The organism is Mesorhizobium sp. AR02 (assembly GCF_024746835.1).
Taxonomy (GTDB): Bacteria; Pseudomonadota; Alphaproteobacteria; order Rhizobiales; family Rhizobiaceae; genus Mesorhizobium.
Window position 1 is genome coordinate 756,243 of record NZ_CP080530.1, and the last position, 24,830, is coordinate 781,072.

Annotated in this window: 21 protein-coding genes and 2 pseudogenes; 13 read left to right on the forward strand and 10 right to left on the reverse strand. The window is 59.9% G+C overall.

Annotated features, from left to right (window positions below; all coding sequences use genetic code 11):
- Positions 1–241 precede the first annotated feature (241 nt).
- The 4 genes from queC to DBIPINDM_RS03520 all read left to right on the forward strand — a co-directional run bounded on the left by queC (position 242) and on the right by DBIPINDM_RS03520 (position 3,775).
- Positions 242–940, forward strand: a complete 699-nt coding sequence (gene queC / locus DBIPINDM_RS03505) for a 7-cyano-7-deazaguanine synthase QueC (RefSeq protein ID WP_258580773.1) — start codon at positions 242–244, stop codon at positions 938–940.
- Positions 940–1,296: a 6-carboxytetrahydropterin synthase QueD gene (gene queD, locus DBIPINDM_RS03510; protein WP_258580774.1), complete on the forward strand. Its 357-nt coding sequence runs from the start codon at positions 940–942 to the stop codon at positions 1,294–1,296. The genes queC and queD overlap by 1 nt, the downstream gene beginning before the upstream one ends.
- The gene (gene queE, locus DBIPINDM_RS03515; protein WP_258580775.1) at positions 1,293–2,027 is read left to right on the forward strand and encodes a 7-carboxy-7-deazaguanine synthase QueE; all 735 of its coding nucleotides are present in this window, start codon (positions 1,293–1,295) and stop codon (positions 2,025–2,027) included. The genes queD and queE overlap by 4 nt, the downstream gene beginning before the upstream one ends.
- Positions 2,028–2,659: 632 nt before the next feature.
- The gene (locus tag DBIPINDM_RS03520) at positions 2,660–3,775 is read left to right on the forward strand and encodes a hypothetical protein (RefSeq protein ID WP_258580776.1); all 1,116 of its coding nucleotides are present in this window, start codon (positions 2,660–2,662) and stop codon (positions 3,773–3,775) included.
- A gap of 730 nt (positions 3,776–4,505) precedes the next feature.
- Here the strand turns inward: DBIPINDM_RS03520 and DBIPINDM_RS03525 are convergent.
- The 3 genes and pseudogenes from DBIPINDM_RS03525 to DBIPINDM_RS03535 form a co-directional block, all read right to left on the reverse strand.
- Positions 4,506–5,555: pseudogene (locus DBIPINDM_RS03525) on the reverse strand (IS3 family transposase).
- 581 nt (positions 5,556–6,136) lie between these two features.
- Positions 6,137–6,433, reverse strand: coding sequence for a hypothetical protein (locus DBIPINDM_RS03530; RefSeq protein WP_258580777.1), 297 nt, complete (start codon positions 6,431–6,433; stop codon positions 6,137–6,139).
- A 321-nt stretch (positions 6,434–6,754) separates the two neighbouring features.
- The gene (locus DBIPINDM_RS03535; RefSeq protein WP_258581215.1) at positions 6,755–6,820 is read right to left on the reverse strand and encodes a hypothetical protein; all 66 of its coding nucleotides are present in this window, start codon (positions 6,818–6,820) and stop codon (positions 6,755–6,757) included.
- A 785-nt stretch (positions 6,821–7,605) separates the two neighbouring features.
- Between DBIPINDM_RS03535 and DBIPINDM_RS03540 the strand changes: the two genes are divergently transcribed.
- Positions 7,606–7,770 carry a hypothetical protein gene (locus DBIPINDM_RS03540; protein ID WP_258580778.1) on the forward strand — a complete coding sequence of 55 codons (165 nt, stop codon included), beginning with the start codon at positions 7,606–7,608 and terminating at the stop codon, positions 7,768–7,770.
- Positions 7,771–7,796: 26 nt separating this feature from the next.
- Here the strand turns inward: DBIPINDM_RS03540 and DBIPINDM_RS03545 are convergent, their stop codons facing one another.
- Together DBIPINDM_RS03545 and ltrA are read right to left on the reverse strand one after the other, a co-directional pair.
- Positions 7,797–8,075, reverse strand: a complete 279-nt coding sequence (locus DBIPINDM_RS03545; protein WP_258581105.1) for a LexA family protein — start codon at positions 8,073–8,075, stop codon at positions 7,797–7,799.
- 80 nt (positions 8,076–8,155) lie between these two features.
- Positions 8,156–9,538, reverse strand: coding sequence for a group II intron reverse transcriptase/maturase (ltrA, locus tag DBIPINDM_RS03550; RefSeq protein WP_318036874.1), 1,383 nt, complete (start codon positions 9,536–9,538; stop codon positions 8,156–8,158).
- A gap of 580 nt (positions 9,539–10,118) precedes the next feature.
- Here ltrA and DBIPINDM_RS03555 point away from each other — a divergent pair.
- From DBIPINDM_RS03555 to DBIPINDM_RS03575, 4 genes are all read left to right on the forward strand, one after another.
- Positions 10,119–10,979 carry a site-specific integrase gene (locus DBIPINDM_RS03555; protein WP_258580706.1) on the forward strand — a complete coding sequence of 287 codons (861 nt, stop codon included), beginning with the start codon at positions 10,119–10,121 and terminating at the stop codon, positions 10,977–10,979.
- 10 nt (positions 10,980–10,989) lie between these two features.
- Positions 10,990–12,198: an IS91 family transposase gene (locus tag DBIPINDM_RS03560; RefSeq protein ID WP_258580705.1), complete on the forward strand. Its 1,209-nt coding sequence runs from the start codon at positions 10,990–10,992 to the stop codon at positions 12,196–12,198.
- Positions 12,199–12,602: 404 nt separating this feature from the next.
- The gene (locus DBIPINDM_RS03565) at positions 12,603–13,727 is read left to right on the forward strand and encodes an IS630 family transposase (RefSeq protein WP_258580779.1); all 1,125 of its coding nucleotides are present in this window, start codon (positions 12,603–12,605) and stop codon (positions 13,725–13,727) included.
- A gap of 853 nt (positions 13,728–14,580) precedes the next feature.
- A complete protein-coding gene (locus DBIPINDM_RS03575) occupies positions 14,581–15,294 on the forward strand; it encodes a DsbA family protein (protein WP_258580780.1) in 714 nt (237 codons plus the stop codon).
- A 1,054-nt stretch (positions 15,295–16,348) separates the two neighbouring features.
- Here the strand turns inward: DBIPINDM_RS03575 and DBIPINDM_RS03580 are convergent.
- The 5 genes and pseudogenes from DBIPINDM_RS03580 to hemN all read right to left on the reverse strand — a co-directional run bounded on the left by DBIPINDM_RS03580 (position 16,349) and on the right by hemN (position 20,906).
- Positions 16,349–17,497, reverse strand: coding sequence for a TlpA disulfide reductase family protein (locus DBIPINDM_RS03580; protein ID WP_258580781.1), 1,149 nt, complete (start codon positions 17,495–17,497; stop codon positions 16,349–16,351).
- Between the two features lie 697 nt (positions 17,498–18,194).
- Positions 18,195–18,407: a hypothetical protein gene (locus DBIPINDM_RS03585; RefSeq protein ID WP_258580782.1), complete on the reverse strand. Its 213-nt coding sequence runs from the start codon at positions 18,405–18,407 to the stop codon at positions 18,195–18,197.
- Between the two features lie 55 nt (positions 18,408–18,462).
- A complete protein-coding gene (locus DBIPINDM_RS03590) occupies positions 18,463–18,786 on the reverse strand; it encodes a hypothetical protein (RefSeq protein WP_258580783.1) in 324 nt (107 codons plus the stop codon).
- 136 nt (positions 18,787–18,922) lie between these two features.
- Positions 18,923–19,408: pseudogene (locus DBIPINDM_RS03595) on the reverse strand (3-oxoacyl-[acyl-carrier-protein] synthase III C-terminal domain-containing protein); the annotation flags it as partial.
- A gap of 148 nt (positions 19,409–19,556) precedes the next feature.
- Positions 19,557–20,906: an oxygen-independent coproporphyrinogen III oxidase gene (gene hemN / locus DBIPINDM_RS03600; protein ID WP_258581216.1), complete on the reverse strand. Its 1,350-nt coding sequence runs from the start codon at positions 20,904–20,906 to the stop codon at positions 19,557–19,559.
- A gap of 156 nt (positions 20,907–21,062) precedes the next feature.
- Between hemN and DBIPINDM_RS03605 the strand changes: the two genes are divergently transcribed.
- The 4 genes from DBIPINDM_RS03605 (at position 21,063) to ccoO (ending at position 24,829) form a co-directional block, all read left to right on the forward strand.
- Positions 21,063–21,809, forward strand: a complete 747-nt coding sequence (locus tag DBIPINDM_RS03605; protein ID WP_258580784.1) for a Crp/Fnr family transcriptional regulator — start codon at positions 21,063–21,065, stop codon at positions 21,807–21,809.
- Positions 21,810–22,138: 329 nt separating this feature from the next.
- Positions 22,139–22,492 (forward strand): hypothetical protein, encoded by a 354-nt coding sequence (locus DBIPINDM_RS03610; protein WP_258580785.1) that lies wholly within the window; start codon positions 22,139–22,141, stop codon positions 22,490–22,492.
- Entirely contained in the window at positions 22,476–24,107 is a 1,632-nt protein-coding gene (ccoN, locus tag DBIPINDM_RS03615) for a cytochrome-c oxidase, cbb3-type subunit I (RefSeq protein ID WP_258580786.1), read from the forward strand. The genes DBIPINDM_RS03610 and ccoN overlap by 17 nt, the downstream gene beginning before the upstream one ends.
- Complete coding sequence (gene ccoO, locus DBIPINDM_RS03620; protein ID WP_258580787.1) at positions 24,098–24,829, forward strand: cytochrome-c oxidase, cbb3-type subunit II; 732 nt, start codon at positions 24,098–24,100, stop codon at positions 24,827–24,829. The genes ccoN and ccoO overlap by 10 nt, the downstream gene beginning before the upstream one ends.
- Position 24,830: the final 1 nt, after the last annotated feature.

Below are 24,830 nucleotides of genomic sequence, written 5' to 3' on the forward strand. Positions count from 1 at the left end.
CCCTGTTTCCGAAGAGTCGTACCTCCTTCAGAGCATATTCTGGTACGCCTTTGAACATCCACTGAAGCGTCCGTTTCCGTGTTCCCTGCAGGCTCACCGCCTTGAGCGCGCCTTGCACACAGCGGCACGTCCGAGCATGAAACTTGTCCCCCGTTCACTTCACAAAATGGATTTCCTGAAGTACTGGGAGCGCAGAGAAATCTCCGGTCGCAGCCTACCCGGTTAAAACAAGGACCCAACGATGAAAACTCTAGTCGTCTGCTCCGGCGGATTGGACTCCGTTACTCTTGCTCACAAGGTGGCAGCGGAGTACGAGCTCGCCGGCCTCCTATCTTTCGATTACGGCCAACGGCACCAGAAGGAATTGGGATTCGCCGCCCTTTGCGCTGAACGACTGAACGTACCGCATCGCAGCATCGACATCCGCCAAATCGGCCGCGGCCTTTCCGGCTCCGCGCTGACCGACGGTGTGGATGTGCCGGATGGGCACTACGCCGAAGACACGATGAAGGTCACGGTGGTGCCGAACCGGAACGCCATCATGTTGGCCACCGCCTTCGGTCTCGCCGCCGCGCACAAGGTCGAAGCGGTGGCGACTGCCGTGCACGGTGGGGATCATTTCATTTATCCCGACTGCCGTCCGGCCTTCATCGACGCTTTCCAGATGATGCAAGACCGCGCGCTCGACGGCTACGCGAAGGTTCGCCTTTATGCGCCCTATGTGAATCTCACGAAGGCAGACATCGTTAGGGATGGAGCAACATACGGCACGCCATTTGCGCAGACCTGGTCCTGCTACAAGGGCGCCGAGCGTCACTGCGGGAGGTGCGGGACCTGCGTCGAGCGGCGCGAGGCGTTTCATCTCTCTGGGCACCTGGACCCCACCGACTACGAGGACTCCGACTTCTGGCTCGATGCGCTGCGAAGGAGGATCGCATAATGTTTCGCATCACCAAGGAATTCCACTTCTCGGCCTCGCATCAGCTCACCTCGTTGCCGCCCGATCACCAATGCGCGCGCCTGCACGGGCATAACTACATCGTCGAAGTGGAGCTTTCAGCGAATGGACTGAACGACAACGGTTTCGTGCGCGACTATCACGATTTGGCGCCATTCAAACGCTATATCGACGAGAGCTTCGATCATCGACATCTCAACGACGTGCTCGGACATGAGCGAGTCACCGCGGAATCCCTGGCCAGACATTTTTATCTATGGTGCAAGGCACTCCTGCCCGAAACCTCGGCCGTGCGGGTGAGCGAAACGCCGAAAACCTGGGCGGAATACCGGCCATGACCGATCCGCATCCCGCAATCCGCGTGAGCGAGATTTTCGGGCCGACGATCCAAGGCGAGGGCGTGCTCATCGGTTTGCCGACGGTCTTCATCAGAACCGGCGGGTGTGACTATCGCTGTTCCTGGTGCGACAGTCTCCATGCGGTGGACAATCAATACCGCCATGAATGGGAGATGATGCCAATCGACGCGGTATGGCAAACCGTCGTTACGCTTTCCGGCGGCCGGCCAGTAATGGTGTCGCTATCAGGCGGAAATCCGGCCATTCAGCCGTTTCGTGCGCTCATCGAGCGAGGCCATGGTGAAGGTTACCGTTTTGCGCTCGAGACCCAAGGTTCGGTGGTCAGGGACTGGTTTGCCGACCTCGACGTGCTGGTCCTCAGCCCTAAGCCGCCTTCAAGCGAAATGAGGACCGATTGGGCCACTCTCGAGGCGTGCGTCGATGCGGCGCAGGAGAAGCCGCAGATCGTGCTCAAGCTCGTTGTTTTCGACGAGAGCGACTACGCCTACGCGAAAGGCGCCGCGGAGCGATTTCCGCGCCTTCCGGTTTACCTGCAACCCGGCAATCACACGCCGCCCCGTCCTGGCAACGAAGACGCGTCTGTCGATCTGGACGGAATAATGAAACGCATGGAGTGGCTGGTTGAAAAGGTAACCGGCGACAGGTGGTTCGAAGCCCGCGTGCTGCCGCAGCTGCACGTTCTGCTGTGGGGCAACAAGAGGGCCGTCTAGCCTGCGTCTTTCGCACTGGAACTGCGTCTGCGGATCTTCGGTTAGCAGGGTCGGCCCCCATTGACGGCGTTGTCGGGGTACTTGCGGACTTATGGTACCGGCACCAAGAGCGTGGCCAGCCGCGTTTGATCCGACTTTGATGGGGCATCCTTGTGGTCCGAATTCAGGGAGCGCGATGGGCCAGATTGTGCATGGGAGCATCACGACGACAGAGGTGATCCATCGAGCAATACATCATGGTCAAGACGGCCTGAGGACGCGGGCCAACGCTACGGCACAAATCACAAGACCGTTGGCAACCTGGCGCGAGAACTCCATGTCCATCACCGCATGCAGGTCCACGACCGACAACCCCTGCGCCCACTCAAAGGTTGGCGCGACGCTACCATTAAACAGTATCTCGTATCGCGATCCCGGCGCCTCCTGCAGTTGGCACAGTTCTTGCGGCGTCCTGCGCGAATGGGCGAGATTTAGCCGATCGACCGAAGCACCGGTTCCCGACCCCAGGGAAAGCTCCGCAAATCAACTGTTTTGTCCTCGTTGATTATCGAACTCAGGGATCTGCAGATCCATTTTTCAGGGGAGGGCGGTGCCGCGCGTCTTTGGTCGATAAGATGGATTGGGAGAGGACCATGAGTGTTCAAAGCAAGCGATTGACCCGATTTGGCATTGCGCTGGAAAACAGGCATAACCTTCGCATTGAGGAGGTTATGCGCCTCGGCGTACTTCGCGATGGGGTCCAGCTTCTCACGACAGAAATCCGGTTACCGATCTTGGGGCAAGTGATCCCCCGCATCGAGATTGAATTGTCCAACGGAGTATTCCGAAAGAAAATCACCGCGAGAGTGAACTCCGATTCGCCCTTCATGTTCGACGGCGAGGCGTTGATCGCGACAATCAATGGTGTGACCGAGCACGTACCCTGCCGTCAATTTATTGATCCAGACAGAGCGCCGACCGGTATGTACAATTTCGGCATAACACGCAAAAATGGCGCTCGCAGCTTCGTTTTTGATCATCATGTTTATTGCTGCTATTCTTGTGATTATTGCTTTAAGGAGAACGAATGGGAGGTAATGGCCATACGCGGCGGGGGTAGCACAGACTACCAATCCAACTTCCAAGAGTGCCTCTCCTATATTGAGCGTAACGGTCATAACTTCAACAGTCTGTATGACATTGTCTGGCTCTGCACAGGGAGCATCAAGGACGAAGCACAAGAACTCGAACGGCACGCGGCACTCGCACGACGACTGCGTGACGCAGGCTACGCACACGACATTTATTTATCCCAGGTGGTTCCTCCGAGCGTCAGGAACGACCGAGTACGACGGATAGAATATCTTACTCAACTTCGGGAAGCAGGCGTCACACGGTTTAATACTGGTGTCGAGATAGTCGGCGCCGAGGTGCGACGAAAATACATCCGCGGCTTTAAAGGCACGTATGTCTTCAGCGACTATTTGCCTATTTTCGCTGATGCGGTCGACGTTTTCGGTCCCTTCCGTGCCGGCAGTTGCCTCCTGACCGGAATAGAACCATCCGACAGTACGATCGCTGGACTAAAAGCTCTTGCCGAGCTTTCCGTCGTGCCCGCGCCAACTGTGTTCACTCCGTTCGTGACAAAGCAACTGGCTATCTCCTTCTGTTTCGATCTGGACGAACTGCTTGACGCTCACGCTCGTTTCCACGCCCTGATCGAGCGTCATAAGCTGCCGGTATTTTCGGGCGTGTTCAGCCTTGCCTGACCGATTTCCCATCCGACCCGGAACTTATGACCTTCGTGAGCTGACCCACTCCAATCAGCCAAGGGCGAGGAAAGATGAAACACATAATGCCAGCCTGTTCAGGCTTGAGCGCGGCACTGGGGCAGCGTGGTTAGACGCAACCGCTTTCGAACGATCCGCCGCGAACTCCATCCACGATATTGGGCGCCCGCTTGGCTGACGCGGTCAAGCAATTGACCTTCGAGATCGCGGTCCAACGTGGCACCGCGCTTGGACTCAAGTCAGCCGACGGTCGCTTGAGGGATCGACCCGTTGTTTCTTTTCGAAATCCGCAGAGCTGGCGTCGACGGCTCGCATCCGGCGCAGCTGATCCGAGCGGTGCGGCGGCAGCCCAGCGTTCGCGCGCCAGGAACGCAACTATTGTCGCAACGCGGCCAGTCGACTTCCGTCATTTGTGGCGCGCCGGACTATATGGGGTCGCAGCGGCAATCGTTTGGCCGCTGCCAGACTGCGGTGTAACGCTCAGAGTGACCTCCAATCCCCGACACTCAGCCCTTCTCTCGATAAGGTCACGCGCCAGCGGCGTGTGCTGAAATCCGCACAAGCACGGAGTGAGGTCCGGCGCGTTTCTCGCGCCGCCGCTATTTCGCCTTCTTTCCTATCGTGATATCATTTCCTTGCGCGGGCGACAGAGCTGGCTCGGTGTGTTTGAACAGGATTTCCCGATTTATAAGTGGAATCCTACCTGTGTTTAAGCCGCTTCGGGAAGCGTCATTGGGATGAAGTAGGCCTCATCGGGCGTTCTGTCGTCAAGGCTCGAATGAGGTCGTCTCTGGTTATAAAAAGTCAGGAATTTACCGATGGAAGCACGTGCCTGGCTGACGCTTTCATAGGCATGGAGATAGACCTCGTTGTATTTGACGGTTCGCCATAGGTGCTCGACGAAGACGTTGTCGCGCCAGGCGCGCTTACCATCCATGCTGATCTGGATTTTCTGATCGAGCAGGATCTTGGTGAACTCGATGCTGGTGAACTGGCTGCCCTGGTCGGAGTTGAAGATTTCCGGCTTGCCATATCGGGCGAGCGCCTCCTCGAGTGCTTCAATGCAGAACGCCGTGTCCATCGTGATGGAGAGCCGCCAGGACAGAACCTTGCGCGTAAACCAGTCGACGATGGCGACCAAATAACAAAACCCACGTGCCATCGGGATATAGGTCAGGTCTGTCGCCCAGACCTGATTGGGCCGGGTGACCGGCAGTTTGCGCAACAAATAGGGATAGATTTTGTGCCCATCCCCGGGCTTGCTGGTGCGCGGTTTGCTTCAGGAGTTTTTGCATCAGCCGGCTGCCGGCGAACGGATAATCCATGTGCAATTCGTCGATCCGGCGCATCAGCTTCAGATCGGCGGCTGACACGGGCCGAGGCGAGACGCTGCCCCGGCTGATCCCCAATTCGGCAGCCTGCTTTGTAATCGGCAAGTCATGGTCGCGATCAATCATCGTTTTACGCTCGCCAACAGCCCGGCCTTGTCGAGCGCCGAGCCTAAAAAATCATTGGCTAGCGTCAATTCGCCGATCTTGGCATGAAGAACCTTCACATCGACCGCTGGTGCCGCTTTCTCCCCACCGTGAAACACGCTCGCGGCTCCCTCAAGAAGCTGTTTCTTCCAATCCGCGATCTGATTGGGATGCACATCGTATTGCTGCGCCAATTCCGATAGCGTCTTTTCCCCTTTCAGGGCCGCAAGCGCCACTTTTGCTTTAAAACCAGCAGCATGGTTACGGCGAATTCGTTTCGGCATTTCAGCTCCTGTTCGTGAGCCACTCTGGCTCAGCTCAGGCAGAAATTCCACTTAACCCCCTGTTCAATTTTGCCGAGCCAGCTCCGTCACTGCTGGCGACCCCAAGCGGATCCCGCTTGTGAGCCCGGCTGCTCAAGGCAGGCCGCACTGTGCCACAATGCCTACCGCCGCGACGAGATCGACGCCGAGAGCGTGCGCCATCTGACGCTGGCGACCAAGGGCCGGCAGAAGGATGCGGTTTCTCCGCTTTTTTCACAGGAAAGGCGCACCAAGAACGGGGCACATCTCAATACAAGCGTCCGCAGCGTTCAACATACGTTCGCTTGGATTAAATCCTGGCAGCATTTGCCCCAGGATCATAGCGTTAAGGAACAGCGAACCACCCAGACGCGGATGAGTTGGTGCAATAAAGCGCCTCTATGCCCATGCGCTTCATCAAGGTTCGCACGTGTAAGCGGCCCGTTTCATAGACCCTATCGCCAAGCTCAAATTTGAAGGGCGACCACCATAGCGGAATGCAATATTCTGCGCATTTGAAGCGCCAGATAAACCTCGTTTCTTTTTACCTTCCCCGCTCATATTTATTTGTTCTTTCTCTTTCTTCTGTCGTCTATATATCGATCAAAAGACGACACAAAATCGTGCAACAAATTACTACGCCAACCTAACCAATGGCGTATGCTTCCGGGCTCATTCTCTTCCTGCTTTCTGGCAGAGAGAGCGCAATTCTGCTTTGATTTCCTTCCGGTCCAAAACTTCGGAGCTTTGGCTTCGTTGTCCGGCAACAAGGCGACGCCCTCTTGATTTCCGAGAGCGCCGTCTTCCAATCCTCTGTCTTCACCGCCGTCCAAAAATTCATCATCGATCGCCTTCTTCAACGCTTTGCTTGCGCGTTATGGGTTCGTTTCTGGCGATCCGCTCCGTGTCGGCGGCTTTCGCTTAAGCGCTGGTGCGCCAGTTGCCGTTAAGCACTTTCGGCAAAACCTCATCGAGTTGCATCGGATGACCGATAAAGGCGATGTGGCCGTCTCGGTCTGACCACGAACGAGGCCGGAATCCCGACAGAAAAGCTGGGTTCCCTCTAAAGCTTGTTCATTTCGCCTGTGTGGTCGAACGCGATCCGATAGTTCAGATTCGAGCACTTTTCGGTCAACCACGCGTCCAACTTGGTCTGGGCCTCAACGGGCGTTGGAGCGTCTTCACGCGGCGACTCCAACGATCTCGATTCCGCTGTATTTCTCCTGCAGCTTCATCAGATGGGGCATTGCGTCCACACAATGTGTGCACCACGTTGCCCAAAATTCGACATTGGGCACTTCGCTCGGCAGGAAGTTCGTGAGGGGCTCGCCACGTAGCCAGTTGTCGACTGATTGAAGGTGCCGTGCAGTTCATCTGCAATTCCATGTTGCTCCCCAACGCTGCTGCTAAGGCTTGCGCGACTTTATGCTCTTGTTTCCCTCTTAGAGGGGGCACACGGGTTCAGGGGAGGAACGCATCGCTTCTCTTGCGGATTTGCGTGCAGTCACCCTCGATCCGTGTTGCCACCTCTTAATTTGCAAAGGCCGTGCCAACACCGCAGCGCCCAGTAAGCGCCATTTGCCTTGAGAACCTCCACAGTGCCCAGATGTCGGTTGTAGTGAACCTGACATTTTGTCTGCCGCTGTCAGCCTTTGGACACGGGATCACGCGCTTCGCGCCGCCAGAAGGCATGGCCATCGGCACGGTCCCGAAGGGCCAAGACCATGAGAGCGCGTGCGACACGCCGCATGACGTCGTCTGACGCATCCGATGCTAGGCCCCACGCCGTTAAAGTCGCCGCACGCCAGATCGTCGTGAACGAGACGTTCAAACTTGACCCGGGAGCTCGAGGCGAAAAACGGCGCGAGGTTTGGCCTTGTTCGGGGGCGCCGGATAAGGAGGGCGCGAGGTCGGCGGCAATGGCGGGACTATGACACGGCGCCTATCTTCGCCCGCCTTTGGAGCTCTCCGACGACGATGTGGTGCGCGCGCTCACCATCGTCATGGCGAGACGCTGGAGGCCGGATGCGCCGTGGTCCAGGCGGTCGGTAACCATCTGAATGTCGGCATGGGCGCGTTGTGGCAGCCGGACGATGCCTTCTTCGATCTCCTGCGCGACAAGGAACTTGCCGACGCATGCTGGCCAACGTTGCAGTCGAGCGGTCGCGCGGACGGCAATTTCGCCGAGAAGGTCTAGTGTACCGTCGCAGTGATTGTGACGGGTTAGTCTACGCCGAGAATGGGCAGGTCCTGTGGCGGGACGAGCAACTGGATGCTGCGAGCGACACCGGGCTGCTTGTCGATCAAGCCGAGTTGGTTGAGGGTCTTGAGCATCTGATGGACTGACGGTGCGGTGACCCTGAAGTAGCGCTGGAAGTCCGCCTCCGCCGGAGCGCGGCGATTGATCTGCGAATAGGCCCAGATGAAGGCGAGGTACTGGCCTTGTTTGGCGGTGAACCGTACTGTCGGCGCCGGCGTCTTTCGGTCAAGCAATTGATTGATCGGGATAGGGGGACGCCTCGCGACGCCACCCCTCCCACACCACCGGGCATACGGGTCCGTACCACGGCGGTTCGATCGGATTAAGCTTGGGCAGAGACATGGAGTCGAGGGAGGCCGAGAGACTCGAAGTAATGGTTGCGCAGGGCCTGTTGGACCGCCGGGTGTCCTGACATGCGCCAGAATTCCGTCGGCGAACCGGCGGCAGCCGCAGCACTGAACTTTGGGACGCCACGATGGCGCAGTTCCTTGAAGCGGTTGTGCCCGTTCCCCCATTGCCGCCAGAGATACATGCGTAGTCTTCGGCGGATCCACGCTTCCAAGTTCGTAAGCACCCGTGGGGTCTGGCAGAAGCCGAAGTAACCGCGCCATCCGATGAGGTATGGCTTCAGCTCTTTGATCAACTGCGGCAGACTGATCCCCCGTGTCCTGCGTGTCATGTCCCGGATCAGCGTCTTGAATTTGTCGAGGGCCTTCGGCGCGATGCGCCGCTCGCTCCCGTCATTCGAGATGCTGAACCCCAGGAACTTCCGCACCTCCGGTCGCGCCACAGCGCTCTTTTCCTCGTTGACCTTCAGCCGCAGCTTCTTGGTCAGGAACCGGCTGACGGAAGCCATGACCCGTTCGCCAGCGCGGCGGCTGCGAACATAGATGTTGCAGTCGTCGGCGTAGCGGCAAAAACGGTGGCCACGTTGGGTCAGTTCCTTGTCGAGATCGTCGAGCAGGAGGTTGCTTAGGAGGGGCGAGAGCGGGCCGCCTTGCGGGGTCCCCTCGTCCACCGGACGGACCAGGCCGTCCTCCATCACCCCCGCATTGAGGAATGCACGGATGAGTTTGAGCGCACGCTTATCGGACACCCTGGCGGCAACGCGCGCCATCAGGCTATCGTGATTAACCCGGTCGAAAAATCTTTCGAGGTCGAGGTCAACCACGTAGCTGTAACCCTCGGCAATGTAGCATTGCGCTTGGGCTACTGCCTGATGGGCGGAGCGTCCCGGGCGGAAGCCGTAGCTGTGCTCCGAGAACGTCGGGTCCCACTGCTCTTGGAGGACCTGCAGCATGGCTTGCTGGATCAGTCTGTCGACGACGCAAGGTACGCCGAGTTTTCTGACCCCGCCGTCCGGCTTGGGGATTTCGACCCGCTTGACCGGCTGCGGCTGATAGGTTCCCTCAAGCAATCGAGACCGGATGCTTGGCCAGTGCTCACGCAGGTAGCCCTTGGCATCGTCGATGGTCATCCCATCCACGCCTGGGCTACCCTTGTTGCTTCGAACGCGTTTCCACGCTGTTTCCAGATTCTCTCGGCTACATACCGTCTCCATTAGCTGTTCTGTCCAAACCGGGCTTTCGGGTGCCGACTTCGCCACGAGTGGTTCGGCCCCTTGGTAACCGTTGACAGGGGCTTCACCCCGATCCCTCGGTGCCAGGGCCAGTGAACACTGGGTCTTCTGCCGCTTTCCACTCATGAGTTGCCAGTCCTACTTGCCACTTCCAGTCGTTCGGGCCTTCGATCATCGTTTCCGGCTCGGCCTATCCATTTGCTCCGCCTTTCGGCCTTGGAGTGCCTCACTAGCCTTACCGACAGCATCACCTACTATGCCCTCTGCTGACTCCTGCATCACGGTCAGGTCACCTTGCGGTTCCCTCAGTTCCGAAGTCGGAACATGACGCAGGCCTCCCCAGGTAAGTTCAATCGCCTTCCCCGCGCACCTGCCGGATCTACAGCCCTGCCCCTTGATGGATATGGACTTCGCGACACGTTGCCCGCTCGTCCAGCCAGGGATGCCTCATATCCGGTTTCTGTTCGTCAGGTCGCGGTTTTGCTCCACGCTTCCTTCAGACACCACCTCGCGGTAATGCCCTTGCGCTTTGCTAAGCCTTCACCTCCATCAGGTTGGCTAAGGGACTCTCACCCCCAAGCGGTTGAACATGCTGGGCACACAACTAAACCGCTGCCGCGGTAGCTGACGCGCGGGTCTGGCCTGAGGAGGCCCCTGTCTGAGAAGATTTGGTGTCGAGCCAACCTTCCAGACAGGAGAACCCCAGATGGCCCAGATAAGCCCTCTGCGTCAGCGGATGATTGAAGATCTGACGATCCGCAATTTGTCACCGGAGACCCAGCGATCCTACGTGCATCACGTGGCGAAGTTCAGTCGATTTTTTGGACGATCACCCGATCAATTGGGATACGAAGAGGTGCGCGCCTATCAGGCCCACTTGGTGGGCCGAAGGGTCTCGTGGGGCGCGTTGAACCAGACCGTTTGCGCCTTGCGTTTCTTCTACGGCGTGACGCTGGGTCGATCTGATCTGCCTGAGCGGATCGCTTACGCCCGGACGCCGCGCAAGTTGCCGGTCGTGCTGAGCGCCGATGAGGTGGTCGGCTTTCTGCAGGCCGTGAAGGGGACGAGGAACCGGGTCGCTCTGATGACCACCTATGCGGCGGGCTTACGCGCCGCGGAGGCGGCGTGTCTGCGGGTGAGCGACATCGATAGCAGCCGGATGGTCATTCGCATCGAGCAGGGCAAGGGCGGCAAGGACCGCTATGTGATGCTGTCGCCGCAGCTGCTGGAGATTTTGCGCGTCTATTGGCGGTTGACCAAGCCGGGGCGATGGCTGTTTCCCCGGCGCGATGGCCGCGGCCCGATCCACCCGCAGACCTTGGGGATCGCCTGTCGAGCAGCCTGCGAGTTCCTGGGCGTTGAGAAGCGGGTGACGGTGCACACCCTTCGTCACAGCTTCGCCACCCACCTTTTGGAAGCCGGCACGGACATAAGGATCATTCAGGTGCTGCTGGGCCATCGCAGCCTGGCGACGACGACACTGTACGCCCAGGTCTCAACGGCAGTGATCGGCCGGACCGCCAGTCCTTTTGACCAACTCCACATGGAGATCACGCCGCCCGGCTGAGCCGCGCGCCATGCGCCCGGATCTGGAAGTGGCGGATGTATTCCACCGTCACGGGGATGATTATCGCCGCGACCATGCCGGCCATCTCGGGCGTGTCGAGCGCCGGGTCATGGCCGCGGTGGAGGCGTGCCGGACCGCGGCCCTGGGTGGTCACGCCGAACACTGCACCGACTGCGGCCTCGTGCGGCAAGCCTATAACTCCTGCCGCAACCGCCACTGCCCTAAGTGCCAGGGCCTAGCCCGCGCCCAGTGGCTGGCCGAGCGGCAGGCTGAGCTGCTGCCGGTCCCATACTTCCACGTGGTCTTCACCGTCCCGGCCCAGATCGCTGAGATCGCCTTCCAGAACAAGGCGGCGGTCTATGCGATCCTGTTCAAGGCCGCATCCGAAGCCTTGAGGGCGGCGGCGGCCGATCCCAGGCATCTGGGCGCCGAGATCGGCGTGGTCGCCGTGCTTCATACTTGGGGTCAAAATCTCCACCATCATCCGCATGTCCACTGCGTCGTGCCGGGCGGCGGCCTGTCGCTCGAGCCTGCCCCGGCGACGGCCGGGGACCGGCGATGGATCGCCTGCCGGCCGGGATTTTTCCTGCCCGTGCGGGTTCTGTCGCGCCTGTTCAGGCGGCTATTCCTGGAGCACCTGCAGGACGCCTTCGACGCCGGCCAGCTTCGCTTCTTCAGCGATCTCGCCAGCCTGGCCGACCCTGCCACTTTCTGCGCCCAACTGGCTGGACTGAAGCGGATCGAATGGGTCGTCTACGCCAAGCCCCCGTTCGGCGGTCCCGAACAGGTCCTCGCCTATCTGGGCCGCTACACCCATCGCGTCGCCATCGCCAACAGCCGCCTCGTGAGCCTGGACCAGGGAAAGGTCAGCTTCCGCTGGAAGGACTATCGCCACCACGACAAGTCCAAGCACAAGCTCATGACCTTAAGCGCCGACGAGTTCATCCGGCGCTTCCTGCTGCACGCTCTTCCAGACGGATTCCATCGCATCCGCCACTACGGCCTCTTCGCCAACGGCCACCGCGTCGCCAAGCTCGCCCAGTGCCGTCTTCTTCTGGCGGCGCCCACGCCGCCGACGCCGGACCCGACCGCCGACTATCGCCAGCGTTACCGCTGTCTCACAGGGCGCTCCCTGGACATCTGTCCGGGCTGCGGCGGCGCCATGGCCTCGCTCGGCCCGATCCCGCGCAAGGCCCAGACCTGGCCAGACACCTCATGACACGCCGCGCACCGACACGCTCGCACCGTCCATCCCGGCGTCTGCTACAGTCGCCGCCGGGCCTTTGCGCGCCGCTAGTCAAAGTCGCAGCCTGGCTATCGCCAGCAACGCTGCACCTCAGCGTCAACGACCCAATGGCGCCGTCTCTCGCGTCGCAGATGGTCCTGCATCGCGACGACGGGCGACTGCCCCAGAGCGATCGGCGAGCCCGCTCCGGCGCCTCGGACACACTGTCGACCCCTAAATCCCCATAGCCCCGCCCGCCATCCCGCGGTTCAGTTCAATCAGGCTTCAATGTAGTCGCGACCCATGCGTGCCCGCCCAATCGCGCCCGCGACCACACAGAACCCTCCAGATTCATTGTAGATTCACCTACGGCTCTTCCACCAAGAAGGGCTTTGGGAATGAACATACGATATCGGGTCGAACTCAGCCAATCCGAACGAGACGAGCTGCGTGCTTTGGTGAGCGGGGGTAAACTGCCGGTGCGGCGGCTCAAGCGGATGCAGATCCTGCTGGCCGCCGACGCCGGGGTCGCCGACGAGGCCATCGCCATCTCGGTGCAGACCAGCGACTCGACCATCTACCGCACCAAGAAGCGCTTTGTGGAGATCAGCCTGGAGGCCGCCCTCAGTGAAGGGCCGCGTCCGGGGGCGGCTCGCAAACTAAGCGGCAAGCAGGAGGTGCAACTGGTGGCGCTGGCCTGTTCTGATCCGCCGCAGGGATGCGCCCGGTGGACTTTGAAGCTTCTGGCCAACGCCCTGGTCGAAGTGATGGAACACCCGAGCGTCTCACGCGACACCGTCCGCCGGCGGTTGAACGACAACGATCTGAAGCCCTGGCAACAGAAGATGTGGTGCATCGCCAATATCGATGGGGAGTACATCGCCCGCATGGAGGATCTCCTCGATCTCTATGCCGAGCCGCATGATCCCAAGCGACCGGTGGTCTGCTTCGATGAAAGTCCGATCCAGCTCATCGGCGAGGTGCGCGTGCCCATCGTGCCGAAACCCGGAAAGCGATACCGCTACGACTCCGAGTACAAGCGTAACGGCACGGCCAACCTCTTTGTCATGGTCGACGCCAACCGGTCGTGGCGCAGGGTCAAGGTCACCGACCGGCGCGCAAACGAGGACTTCGCCGTCTGCATGCGCGACCTGGTCGACGTGGACTATCCCGGCGCCGACAAGGTCCGCGTCGTGATGGATAACCTATCAACCCACACGGCCTCCGCTGTCTATCAGACCTTTCCAGCAGTCGAGGCGCGTCGGATCTTGCGACGCCTGGAGTTCCACTACACACCCAGGCACGCCAGTTGGCTCAACATCGTCGAGATCGAAATCGGCGTTATGCGCCGCCAATGTCTTGATCGCCGCATCGCTAGCCGCGACCTCCTTGAAACAGAGATCCGGACCTGGGAACGCCGCCGCACCGAAAGTGGCGCCCGCATCCGCTGGATGTTCTCCACACAGCAGGCCCGAGCGAAGATGGCAAAATCCTATCCCACGCCATCTCTCAAAGAGTCATAATCACCGCGACGCGACACTAGACGCAGAATCGTCCGCGACTTCCTGTCGGGCGAGAACGGTCGCCAGAAACTCGAGACCTGGCTGCCGCGCTGGATGAAATTCCCGGTCGAATGCTACTCCAATCACGGCGGCTTCCGCACGGCCGATCAGTGGGCCAAGGTCCAGTCGCAGTTTGCGCCGCCAACCGCTGAATGAGCGGACTGGGCAGGGCGGCGGGGATTCCGCCCCCGTTCCTGCAACGCGGCTGCTTCCGACGTAGGTTAAGTTGCGTGTGCACGGATTCGCCAGCAGCGCGTGCTGGAATCCGCACAAGCACGGCTCGAGAGGCCCTTATCAATTCCGGAAACCTGCTCGTTTCTCGGCGCTGTCGCAATTGGCACGGAGCTTGCGACGACCCTGGTGGTGCAACGTTCGACCGGAGCGCAGCGACGGGAGATGCCCGGGAGGGAGGAACCCACCTCGATCCGGTCAGGAGACAAGTAGTATGTTGAATATTGTGATCCCGCAAACCGCAGCGCGAGTCCCGCGCCTCGCAAGCCCTCTTATCCGCAGCTTTACGTGCAGGTTTGTGCTGCAGTCACGCTCAGCCATCGCACTCGGCCGCCTGAAGCCGCTCGGCGAACGGCGATACGGCTGGGCGGTTCGCGCGCACACCGCGCCGCTCACGGATGGTTCGGCTGATTGGGCGCAGCCGTCATACCGCAACCGCCAGCTTGCACCCCTTCGGATAGCACGAGCACCCTTAACCTCCCGTAGTCCGGGAACAGCGGGGCAAGACACTAAAGCGATGGCCCCTTCACGTCAAAGCCAGCCGTTGCTGCCCCGCCGTTCACTGTTGATTGGAGCCTGAGCCATGCCTGAACAAAGAGCCAGCCTTGTCGCTCTTTTAGTCCTAGCCCTGCTTCTTTCTGGGCTGGCGGCGCGATATCATCCAGTTGCCACAGACTACCTGCGCCAGCTCGAAGACCATCGTCGGCTTGCCGCGGATTGGCGGAAGCTCATTCCGGAGCAGCGCGACGCACTCCTCAACGACCCCGCTGCGCCAACTGCTGGCAACCCGAATGGCGACGTCCCTCTGGTGGTGTTTTTGGACTACAACTGCCCGCACTGCCGGACGGCAGACCTTATCATCCAGCAAGCCCTCAAGGACGATCCCAATCTGAAGGTTGTCTACAAAGAGTATCCGGGCAAGGGACCGGGCTCAAAAGTCGCCGCAGTGGCGGCGCTCGCCTCCCGCAAACAGGGAAAATATGAGCCGTTCCATCACGCCCTTATGGCTGCTCCCGGCCGGCTCAGCGAATTCTCCATCCTGACTATCGCACAACAGGTGGGCCTCGATGTTGAGCAGCTCAAGCGGGACATGGATGATCCGGCCATCCCAAACGCCCTCGAGCGCAATCGCGCGCTCGCCACCAAGCTGTACATCACCGGCACGCCGGCGTTGGTGCTCGGCGACGAAGTGATTGCAAAGGTGCCCGAGATTCCCACGCTGAAACGCTTAATCGCCAAAGAGCGGGAAAAAACGAAGCGTTATAACCCTGCCGGATCACCAACTTCGGCATTTTGAAAGTGGTGGCGGCCGGTGCAATGCGCGTTCTCTGGCCATGCGTGCTGCCTCTCGCGCCGGGCCAAATCTGTTACGTGGCCGGCAACGCGGTAGTCGGCGGACCACGCCGTTCTATCGGTAGCGTGGCAGTCCCGCATTTAGCGCGCTTTCCTCAACCTGGCCGAACACGATCGCACATCTCGGGATCTATTCAGCCGGCCTTGGTCTTCCCGTCCCGCCATCGGCGTCTTTCACCGAAAGCCTCGCCAAAGGGATAGGCACGAAGCGCGCCGGACGTGTGCTTCAGATCGCGGCCGGCGCGACGATGATCGTCATGGGCTTTCGCCCCCTGGGTGATCGTATAAGTCCCCATTGTCAGAAGGATCGGTTGACGTGGACGCCGTCGGCGCCAAGCTCGCGCCGCCTGTCGACAGCGTGGCCCTTGGCGTGTTGATAAAGCCGCAGCGGTCGCAAGAAGCCCGTTCGGATTGACAAAAATGACGTTGCCGCCATCCCATACACCTCCATCATGCCATTCAAGGCCGAGGCTCTGGTCGAGGTCACCTCATTGGGATGACGGCGGCCGGAATTGCCTGGACCAAGCTGCCAAGCTGTGAGCCCGACACCTCATCTATGGAGTTGTTGAGGATGGCGCCGGTGTTCGGGCATCGAAGTCCTGTATCGATTGTGCGACAGGCCTTCCCCGTTGGACCGCCGGCGAAGGCATGCGTGGGCGCGGCACCACATCGCCAAAGGCATGCCGCCAGCCAAGCCATCCCTTGTGCGTTGATGGCCATGCCGCCAAGATCGCATTCGCTACCGGCATGAAGCCTCAGTGTGGTGGAGGTGTCGAGAGGCACCTGCTCCAGACTGGCGATCGGTTCGAAGCGGACAAACACGTAGCTCAGCTCATAGCCTGCCTAGCCGAAGGCGCGTACCGTAGCGGGCCGCCGTCCCTCTGACATAGGCCCAAAAGATCGGGCCAGGCGATCTCGCAAGCCGGGCGCGGGTTTGCACCGTTCGCATCAAAAAGCTGTCCGCCCGGCCAATTCTGTCCCTCACATAAACCTGACGGTCAGCCGCAAACGGTATACCAGCGGTCGAATCGGCCATTGTTTGGAGCCGCACATAGAGCGCCGTAACAAACCTTCTCACCCTTGAAGTTGGCCAGGAACTGCAGCAAATGCGATATTTCGCGCTGTTTATCTCCGTCCCCGATAAGCTCCGGACTGCCCAGCGAATTCAGTGCCAGCTCGATCAGCTCGATCGCCCGATCTTTGTTGCCGCTCTCGTGATAGTACAGAGCTGCCACCGGATAAGGCAGGAGCTTACATTGGTCGCTTTCTGGGGGATTCAGTGCCAGAATGTGTTCGGACAGCTGTTTTCCCATCGCCAAGCGTTCAGCAGACGGAAAGTGCGAATAGTCAAAGTTCGGAAAGAAGAGTTCGTCTAGCGCCGCAATCATCCAATTCTCGGAGTTTCTGTTAATCGCGTCGCGAACGAATTGGCGCATGACGGGCAAGCCGGCCTGAATGTCGCGCATTTTGTGAAGCAACAGATTCACATGAGACCGGCGGAAACCGAGCTTGTCCGGCAACAAGGCGATGCCCTCTTCGATCGCCGAGAGCGCCGTCTTCCACTCCTGTTTCTCCACCGCCGCCCAAAATCTATCATTGATCGGCTTCTTCAGCGCTTGTTCGCGCGCTATGGTTTCGCCTTCCGCGATCCGGTCCGTATCGGCCGATTTTGCTTGATCGCTGGCGCGCCAGCTGCCGTTAAGCACCTTCGGCAAGACCTCATCGAGTTCCATCGGATGACCGATAAAGGCGATGTGGCCGTCTCGGTCGACCACGAACATGGTCGGAATCGCGACAGAAAAGCTGGGCTCCATCCAAAGCTTGTCCATTTCGCCCGTGGAGTCGAACGCGATCCGATAGTTCAGATTCGAGAACTTTTCAGTCAACCAAGCGTCCAACTTGCTTCGGGCCTCATCGGCCGTTGGAGCGTCTTCAGAAGCCGCGACTCCGACGATCTCAACTCCGCTCTCCCTGTATTTCTCCTGCAGCTGCATCAGATGGGGCATCCCGTCCACACATGGTCCGCACCACGTTGCCCAAAATTCGACGATGTACACTTTGCCGGGCTGAAAGCTCGTGAGGGGCTCGCCACGCAGCCAGTTCTCGACTTTAATCGAAGGAGCCGGGGACTCGATCTGTAATGCCACCAATGTTGCTCTCCAAAGCTTGCTTTCTGCGCGAGCTTGTTCCCGCTCAGAGAGACGGCACACGGGTTCAGGGGAGAAAGCATTGCTCGTCTTGCCCCATTGCGTGCAGTCACCATCAAGAGTGCAAAAGCCGTGCCAGCGCGCTCAGCGCACAGTAAGCGCCTGATTGCTTGGAAAAACCTCCACGTGCCCAGATGGCCGGTCGTGATGAACCTGACATTTTTGCTTGCGGACGACGCGGCTGAGGTGGTCGTCGACTGGAGAAGCTACATCGACCCGACCGGGGCGGATATGCGCCTCCATGCGGCCAGCCCGAGGACTATACCTGCGCGCCAGCGGCGCGGCGCGTGGCGCGGTGTCTACATGACCCCGGGAACCGTTCGGTGGGCCGCGCCGCCGTGAGACGCATGCGGAACTTGCCCGGTAATCGGCCGCATTCCGGCATCTCTGACTCGATCCCGGCAACACGGCGAAGTTAACACGGCCGGCTCACTGGCTGCATGTCCAATTCGCCATGATGGGACAAGCTGGAAAGCGCCGTCACCGCTGTTGTCGATCGGTCCGCGCGTTGGCGGGGCAGGCGCGGTTTTGTCCCGAGGATGAACCCAACCCCGTGTTCCCTACTGTGCCATTTTTCGTTTTCGGACCAATGCGTCGGCGGCGAACCGGGATCAAGGTACCGACCGATGGAACGCAGCTAGGCAACGCTCTTTCGTATCAAAGAATCGCGGTCTTCAAACGCTTCGCCTATGCACTCCAGCTCATCGTACGCCGCCAGCGTTTCTTCGACGTCGCCAAGCACATAGCGAGTATCGCCGACAGCACAGATATCGCAGCCAGCCTTGATCAGCGTCACAACGAAGGCGGGGATATCGCTCGCCTTCATCAGTCGCTTGTTACCTGTCATCATAAGCCTGCCCTCAATTGACGGCGAAGAGGCTGGAGCTGAGCCTTAAGTTGGCACATCAGCTTGAGCGTGCGTCTGTCGATCCGCCAAGTTGATCTGCGTGGGGTACCCCCAGCAGCTTTGACTCCGGCAGGTGTTCACCGGGAGCTTGGCCGATGACGACAATCTCATCTGCCCCGAACCTGTCGGTGCTAAGCCCTTTCGTTTGGACTGCTTTGCCGTGCTCGATCTTTTGCCAGTGACCGTTTCGCGGCCGTGCAATGTTGTAGACATCGCAAGCCCGCGCGATATGCTGATCGCGAACTCCGAGTTCACGGGCGATCTGTGTCATCGGCTTGGCCCAGACCAAATCATAGAGCTGAGCCCGGCTTAGGCTGACCATTGACGCCTCCCATATCTTATGTCTCGAGCCACCCGACCCTGGGGTTCTCTAAGCTTAGCGATTCTCGCTGTCTACGCTCGAATGCCTGCGCCCTTCCCATCATACAAGGTCAACTCTACGCAGCCGGTTGCCGCCGCTAGATTCCAACGACGAGCGCACCGCCGCTCAGACCCGCGCCTGCTGCCGCCAGAAGAATTTTCTCGCCCTGCCGAAACGGCTCCGTCTGGTGGGCCAGCGACAGCGAGAGAGGGATCGTCGCGGCGGAAGAGTTGCCGTATTCGGCGATCGTCTTGACGATCGCGTGATCGGCAATGCCGAGGTTCCTCCCGACGGCATCGAAAATTCGGGCGTTAGCCTGGTGCGGAACGAACCGATCGATATCCCGCGACCGCATCCCGGCCGCGGCGAGCGCGTCCTGCGAGCAGGCAGTCATCATCTCCACGGCCTTGGCGAACACTTCGCGGCCGTCGGCGATCGTCATGCGGGTTTGGTAGAGGTCAAGATTGCCGTGGAATGGTGTGTTGCTTCCTCCGGCGGGAATCTGGATCAGCCCATAGCGCGAGCCGTCGGAATCCACCGAAGCGCCGAGAATGCCCCGATCCGGCTCCTCGCACGGGCCGAGGGGTGGACGGCGCCGGATGGCACGACCTGACGCCTATGGCCCAAGACCTTCGTATCTGGTCCGCAATGCGACTGTAGCCGATGAATGGTCAAAGCGTAGCGCATCGGTTCACGATCGACTGAAAACCGTGACCGGTCCTCTGCGGTGCTCAGACTGCCACCGAGTGCCTGGCCGTTCCACTTTCAAAATATTTGTCGAACTTCGCCGCAACGCTCCTCACGAAGGGACGGCTTTCCGCCAGCACGACGAAACTTTCGCCTTGCAGTTCAAGCAGTCGAGCAGGATCCTGAAGAGCGATTGAGCTTGCCTGAAAAAGGAGCTTTTGGCCGGCTTCCCCGAAGCTCTCCACCAGGTCGATCGCCGAGAAGGCGAAATCGCACATCAGCCGCTCGATGATCCAGCCACGGACGCGATCGTCGTCGGAAAAGGCGATGCCGCGGACGGCGGCCAGCCCGCCATTGGCGACCATACGTCCGTACTCAGCGGTCGAAGGATTGTTCTGCAGGTAGCCCTGGCGAAACCGGCTGATGGACGAGGGACCGACACCGATCAGCGTCTCGCAGCGATCCTCTGTGTAGCCTTGGAAGTTGCGATGCAGGGCCCCTGTGCAGGCCGCCACCGCCAGCGCATCGCCCGGCTTGGCGAAATGGTCGAGGCCTATTGCTTCATATCCCTTGTCCAAAATCGCCCGCGCGGCGAGTTGCGATTGCGCGAACCGCTCCGTGGGACCGGGGAGCCATGCCTCGTCGATCATCGTCTGATGTTTCTTGAACCAGGGCACGTGAGCGTAGCCGAACAGCGCCATCCTGTCCGGTTCCAGGGTGAGCGCCTGCGCGACGGTAGAACACAGGCTCTCCCTGGTTTGATGCGGCAGGCCGTAGAGCAGATCCAGATTGACGGACTCGACGCCACGGGAACGAACTCCGTCGACGACTGCCTTGGTCTGCAAAAAGCTTTGTTCGCGGTTGATCGCCTTTTGCACTTTCGGATCGAAATCCTGCACGCCGAGGCTCGCCCGCGTCATGCCAATTTCGGCAAGTGCATCAAGGCGTGCCTCGTCCATATCGTTCGGATCGATCTCGATGCTGATTTTCGTATTCGGAACAAAATCGAAGCTGTCCCGCATGAACGCGCCTAGAGCCACCATATCCTCAGGCTTCAGCATTGTCGGCGAGCCGCCGCCGAAGTGGATTGCGCGGACGAAGACCTTCCCGCTGATAAGGGCGGCAACCGTCGCGATCTCCGCGCGTAGCGAGCGCAGATAAGCGGTCACCGGCTCATAGTGGCGCGTCTGCTTGGTATGGCACGCACAGAACCAGCAGAGCCTGTCACAATAGGGAATATGCAGGTAAAGTGATATCTCGTCACCGCCTTCGAGGGCCTCCAACCAGCCTTTCTGGACCGCCGCATCGACGCCTGGATGGAAATGCGGCGCGGTCGGGTAACTGGTGTAGCGGGGGACGTTCTCGCCAAGTCTGGCAGTTAATTCCGGTCGCATGTCTTGGTCCACCGTGTTTGAGTCGCCGGAACTCTGGACGCGTCGAACAGCCAAAGCCCTGATTTCGGTCAACCTCCAGCACGGACAAACTGCCGCAACGATTTTTCTACCGTCGATTGCTATCCTGCTCGCACTTGGGATCGGTAGAGCGATGGAATGACAGTACGGCAAGATATTCATAGTTCCGGCATTCCCGTTCTTTGCCTACCCTGCGAGGTACGGCACCGCGGCGTCTGCGGTGCGCTCGATCCAGACGATTTGGCGCGGCTCGCCAAGACTTCGTCGCGGCACAAGATCGAGCCGGGGGCCGAACTGATCGGCGACGCCGAGGCCGTCGACAGCTATTCAAACGTGCTTTCAGGCGTGGTGAAGCTGACGAAGAGCCTTTCGGACGGCCGCCAGCAAATCGTCGGCCTCCAGTTCGCACCAGATTTTCTGGGACGGCCCTTCAAGGTGAAAAGCGCGATCAATGCGGAAGCGGCAACCGCTGTCTCGCTGTGCTCGTTTCCGAGGGCGGCCATCGAACGGATGATGAAGGAATCACCGGAACTTGAGCATCGCCTGCTCAAGCAGACGCTGAACGAACTCGACGAGGCACGCGAATGGATGGTGACTCTGGGGCGCAAGACCGCACCGGAGAAGGTGGCGAGCTTTCTCCTCATGATCGCCCGGAATATCGATTCCAGTGTTGGCCCGGCGGCCAGGTCGGCGTGCTTCGATCTGCCGCTGACGCGTGCCGAGATCTCTGATTTCCTTGGACTTACAAACGAGACTGTGAGCCGCCAGCTGACCAGACTGAGAATGGACGGCGTGATCCGGATCGAGAACAATCGCCATGTCACGGTGGACAGCGTCAGCCGGCTGGAGCAGCGCTGCGGCGGCCGAGGCGCAAGCGCCCTTTAGATGAGACCTAAGCGCGCGGGGCCGTCGCCTACTCCGACCCGCAGCAGGATTTGTTCGCGTTCGAAAGGGATGTGTGTCGCCGCAAGCCTTCGAAGAAAGCCGCGCAGAATGAAACCGACGGCTTCCGCATTCTCCACCGTCTCGCCATGGCCGATCGCTAGCAGAATTCAGTCACCTCACCAGCAAAGCACTCGTCTTCGACGTGTTCGGCGCGCAACCGCCGGGTAGAAGCGAGGCTGGCATCGCCGCCAACGACAGCGGCCTCGTAGGCGGGAAAGACGATCGTTTCTTCATATTGATGAACGCTTGCGCAAAAATGGGAGGATTGCGTGGGCCGTGCCGAGGCACTTCAGGCGATCGACGCTGGGCAGCGCATCAGCGATATTTTCCTAAGCATTGCAGAGCTGCAGTTTTCCCTGCGCGCGCTTCATCACATCACACGGAATCGCCTCCACGCCGGCCGGCCCGCAGACGCCGGACTTGTCCATGAGCGGGGCGGCCCGTGCTGCGTTTCCTCGTTCAATCGCCACCTTCTGATCGCACCGAACTCGATGCTGCCCGAAGCAAAATCCTACGATCTGACATGGATCAGGGCGAGCAGGCGGCGGCTGCGCAATCAATGCACTGCGGAGTTGGGTCCGCCGGAATTGGAGATCGGTACTTGCGATGAAATTCGGCACTGAGATCGTCCTTCTAAGCCTGTTTGCTTTTGCGGCCCTGGTGGCTGCCGGCTTCGGCGTAGACGAACCTTTTCGCCAGCATATGTGGGTTTTATTCTTCGCCGTGGCTGGCTTCACTGCGATCCTGTTGCGCAACACGGAGTTCAAGCCAGCAGTTCCGATCCACCCCGCCGATTACATGGATGGGCCGATACGCTACGGGGCTGTCGCAACGGTGATCTGGGGGGTCGTTGGCATGCTGGTCGGTGTGGTCATCGCGCTGCAGCTCGCCTATCCGGATCTCAACATCGAACCCTGGTTCAATTTCGGTCGCTTGCGGCCGCTGCATACGTCGGGCGTCGTTTTTGCTTTCGGGGGCAATGCACTGCTTTGCACATCCCTGTATGTCGTGCAGCGCACCTGCCGCGCCCGGCTGTTTGGCGGCGATCTCGCCTGGTTCGTGTTCTGGGGTTACCAGCTTTTCATCGTCATGGCTGCGACAGGCTACCTGCTCGGAATCACCGAGGGCCGCGAGTATGCCGAACCCGAATGGTATGTGGACCTGTGGCTGACCATCGTCTGGGTCGCCTATCTCATCCTGTTCCTCGGCACGATCCTGAAGCGCAAGGAACCGCATATCTACGTCGCCAACTGGTTCTATCTGTCGTTCATCGTGACCATCGCGATGCTGCATGTGATCAACAATCTGTCGATGCCCGTCTCGTTCGTTGGCTCAAAAAGCTATTCCGCCTTCTCCGGCGTACAGGACGCCCTGACGCAGTGGTGGTACGGCCACAATGCCGTCGGCTTCTTTCTGACCGCCGGCTTTCTCGGCATGATGTATTATTTCGTGCCCAAGCAGGCGAACCGCCCAGTTTATTCCTACCGCCTGTCGATCATCCACTTCTGGGCGCTGATCTTCCTCTATATCTGGGCTGGTCCGCATCACCTGCACTACACCGCTCTGCCCGACTGGGCGCAGACGCTTGGCATGGTGTTTTCGATCATGCTCTGGATGCCCTCCTGGGGCGGCATGATCAACGGCCTGATGACGCTGTCCGGCGCCTGGGACAAGCTGCGTACGGATCCGATCATCCGCATGATGGTGATGGCCATCGCCTTCTATGGCATGTCGACCTTCGAAGGCCCGATGATGGCGATCAAGACGGTCAACTCGCTGTCGCACTATACCGACTGGACGATCGGGCACGTCCACTCCGGCGCGCTTGGCTGGGTTGGCATGATCTCGTTCGGCGCGATCTATTTCATGGTGCCGAAGCTGTGGAACCGCGAGCGGCTCTATTCACTGCGGCTGGTCAACTGGCACTTCTGGCTGGCGACGCTCGGAATCGTCCTTTACGCGGCGGTGATGTGGGTCTCCGGCGTCATGCAAGGCCTGATGTGGCGCGAATACGACGAGCAGGGCTTCCTGATCTACTCCTTCGCCGAAACCGTCGCTGCCATGCATCCCTACTACATCATGCGTGCCATCGGCGGCGCGATGTATCTGTCCGGCGCCCTTATCATGGCCTGGAACATCGCCATGACCATCTTTGGCTACCAACGCGAGGAGGATCCGATGTCGGGCTCCATCCCCGCCCTCCAGCGTGCGCGATCAGGAGCCAGAAAATGGGCTTGATGGACAAACACGCCATCATCGAGAAGAACGCCACGCTTCTTCTCGTTGGCTCCCTTCTGGTGGTGACGGTCGGCGGCATCGTCGAGATCGCGCCGCTCTTCTATCTCGACAATACGATCGAGAAGGTCGAAGGCATGCGGCCCTATTCGCCGCTCGAACTTGCTGGACGAAATATCTATGTGCGCGAGGGCTGCTACCTCTGCCACAGCCAGATGATCAGACCGTTCCGCGACGAGGTCGAGCGCTATGGGCACTACAGCCTGGCGGCCGAGTCGATCTACGATCACCCTTTCCAGTGGGGATCGAAGCGCACCGGACCGGACCTCGCCCGGGTTGGCGACCGCTACTCCAACGAATGGCACGTACAGCATCTTGCCGATCCGCGCTCGGTGGTGCCGGAATCGATCATGCCGAACTACGCGTTCCTCAAAGACGCGCCGATCGACGTGAAGGACTTCTCGACCCATCTGGTTGCCAACGCGCGCGTCGGCGTCCCCTACACCGACGACATGATCGCGCACGCCAACGCCGATCTGATGGCACAGGCCGACCCGAACGCCGATAGTTCGGGCCTCGAGGCGCGCTATCCAAAAGCCAAGGTCGGCGACTTCGACGGCAATCCGCATCAGGTCACCGAAATGGATGCCTTGGTCGCTTACCTCCAGATGCTTGGCACATTGGTCGATTTCAAGACCTACGACGAAGCCGCCGGCTACCGCTGAG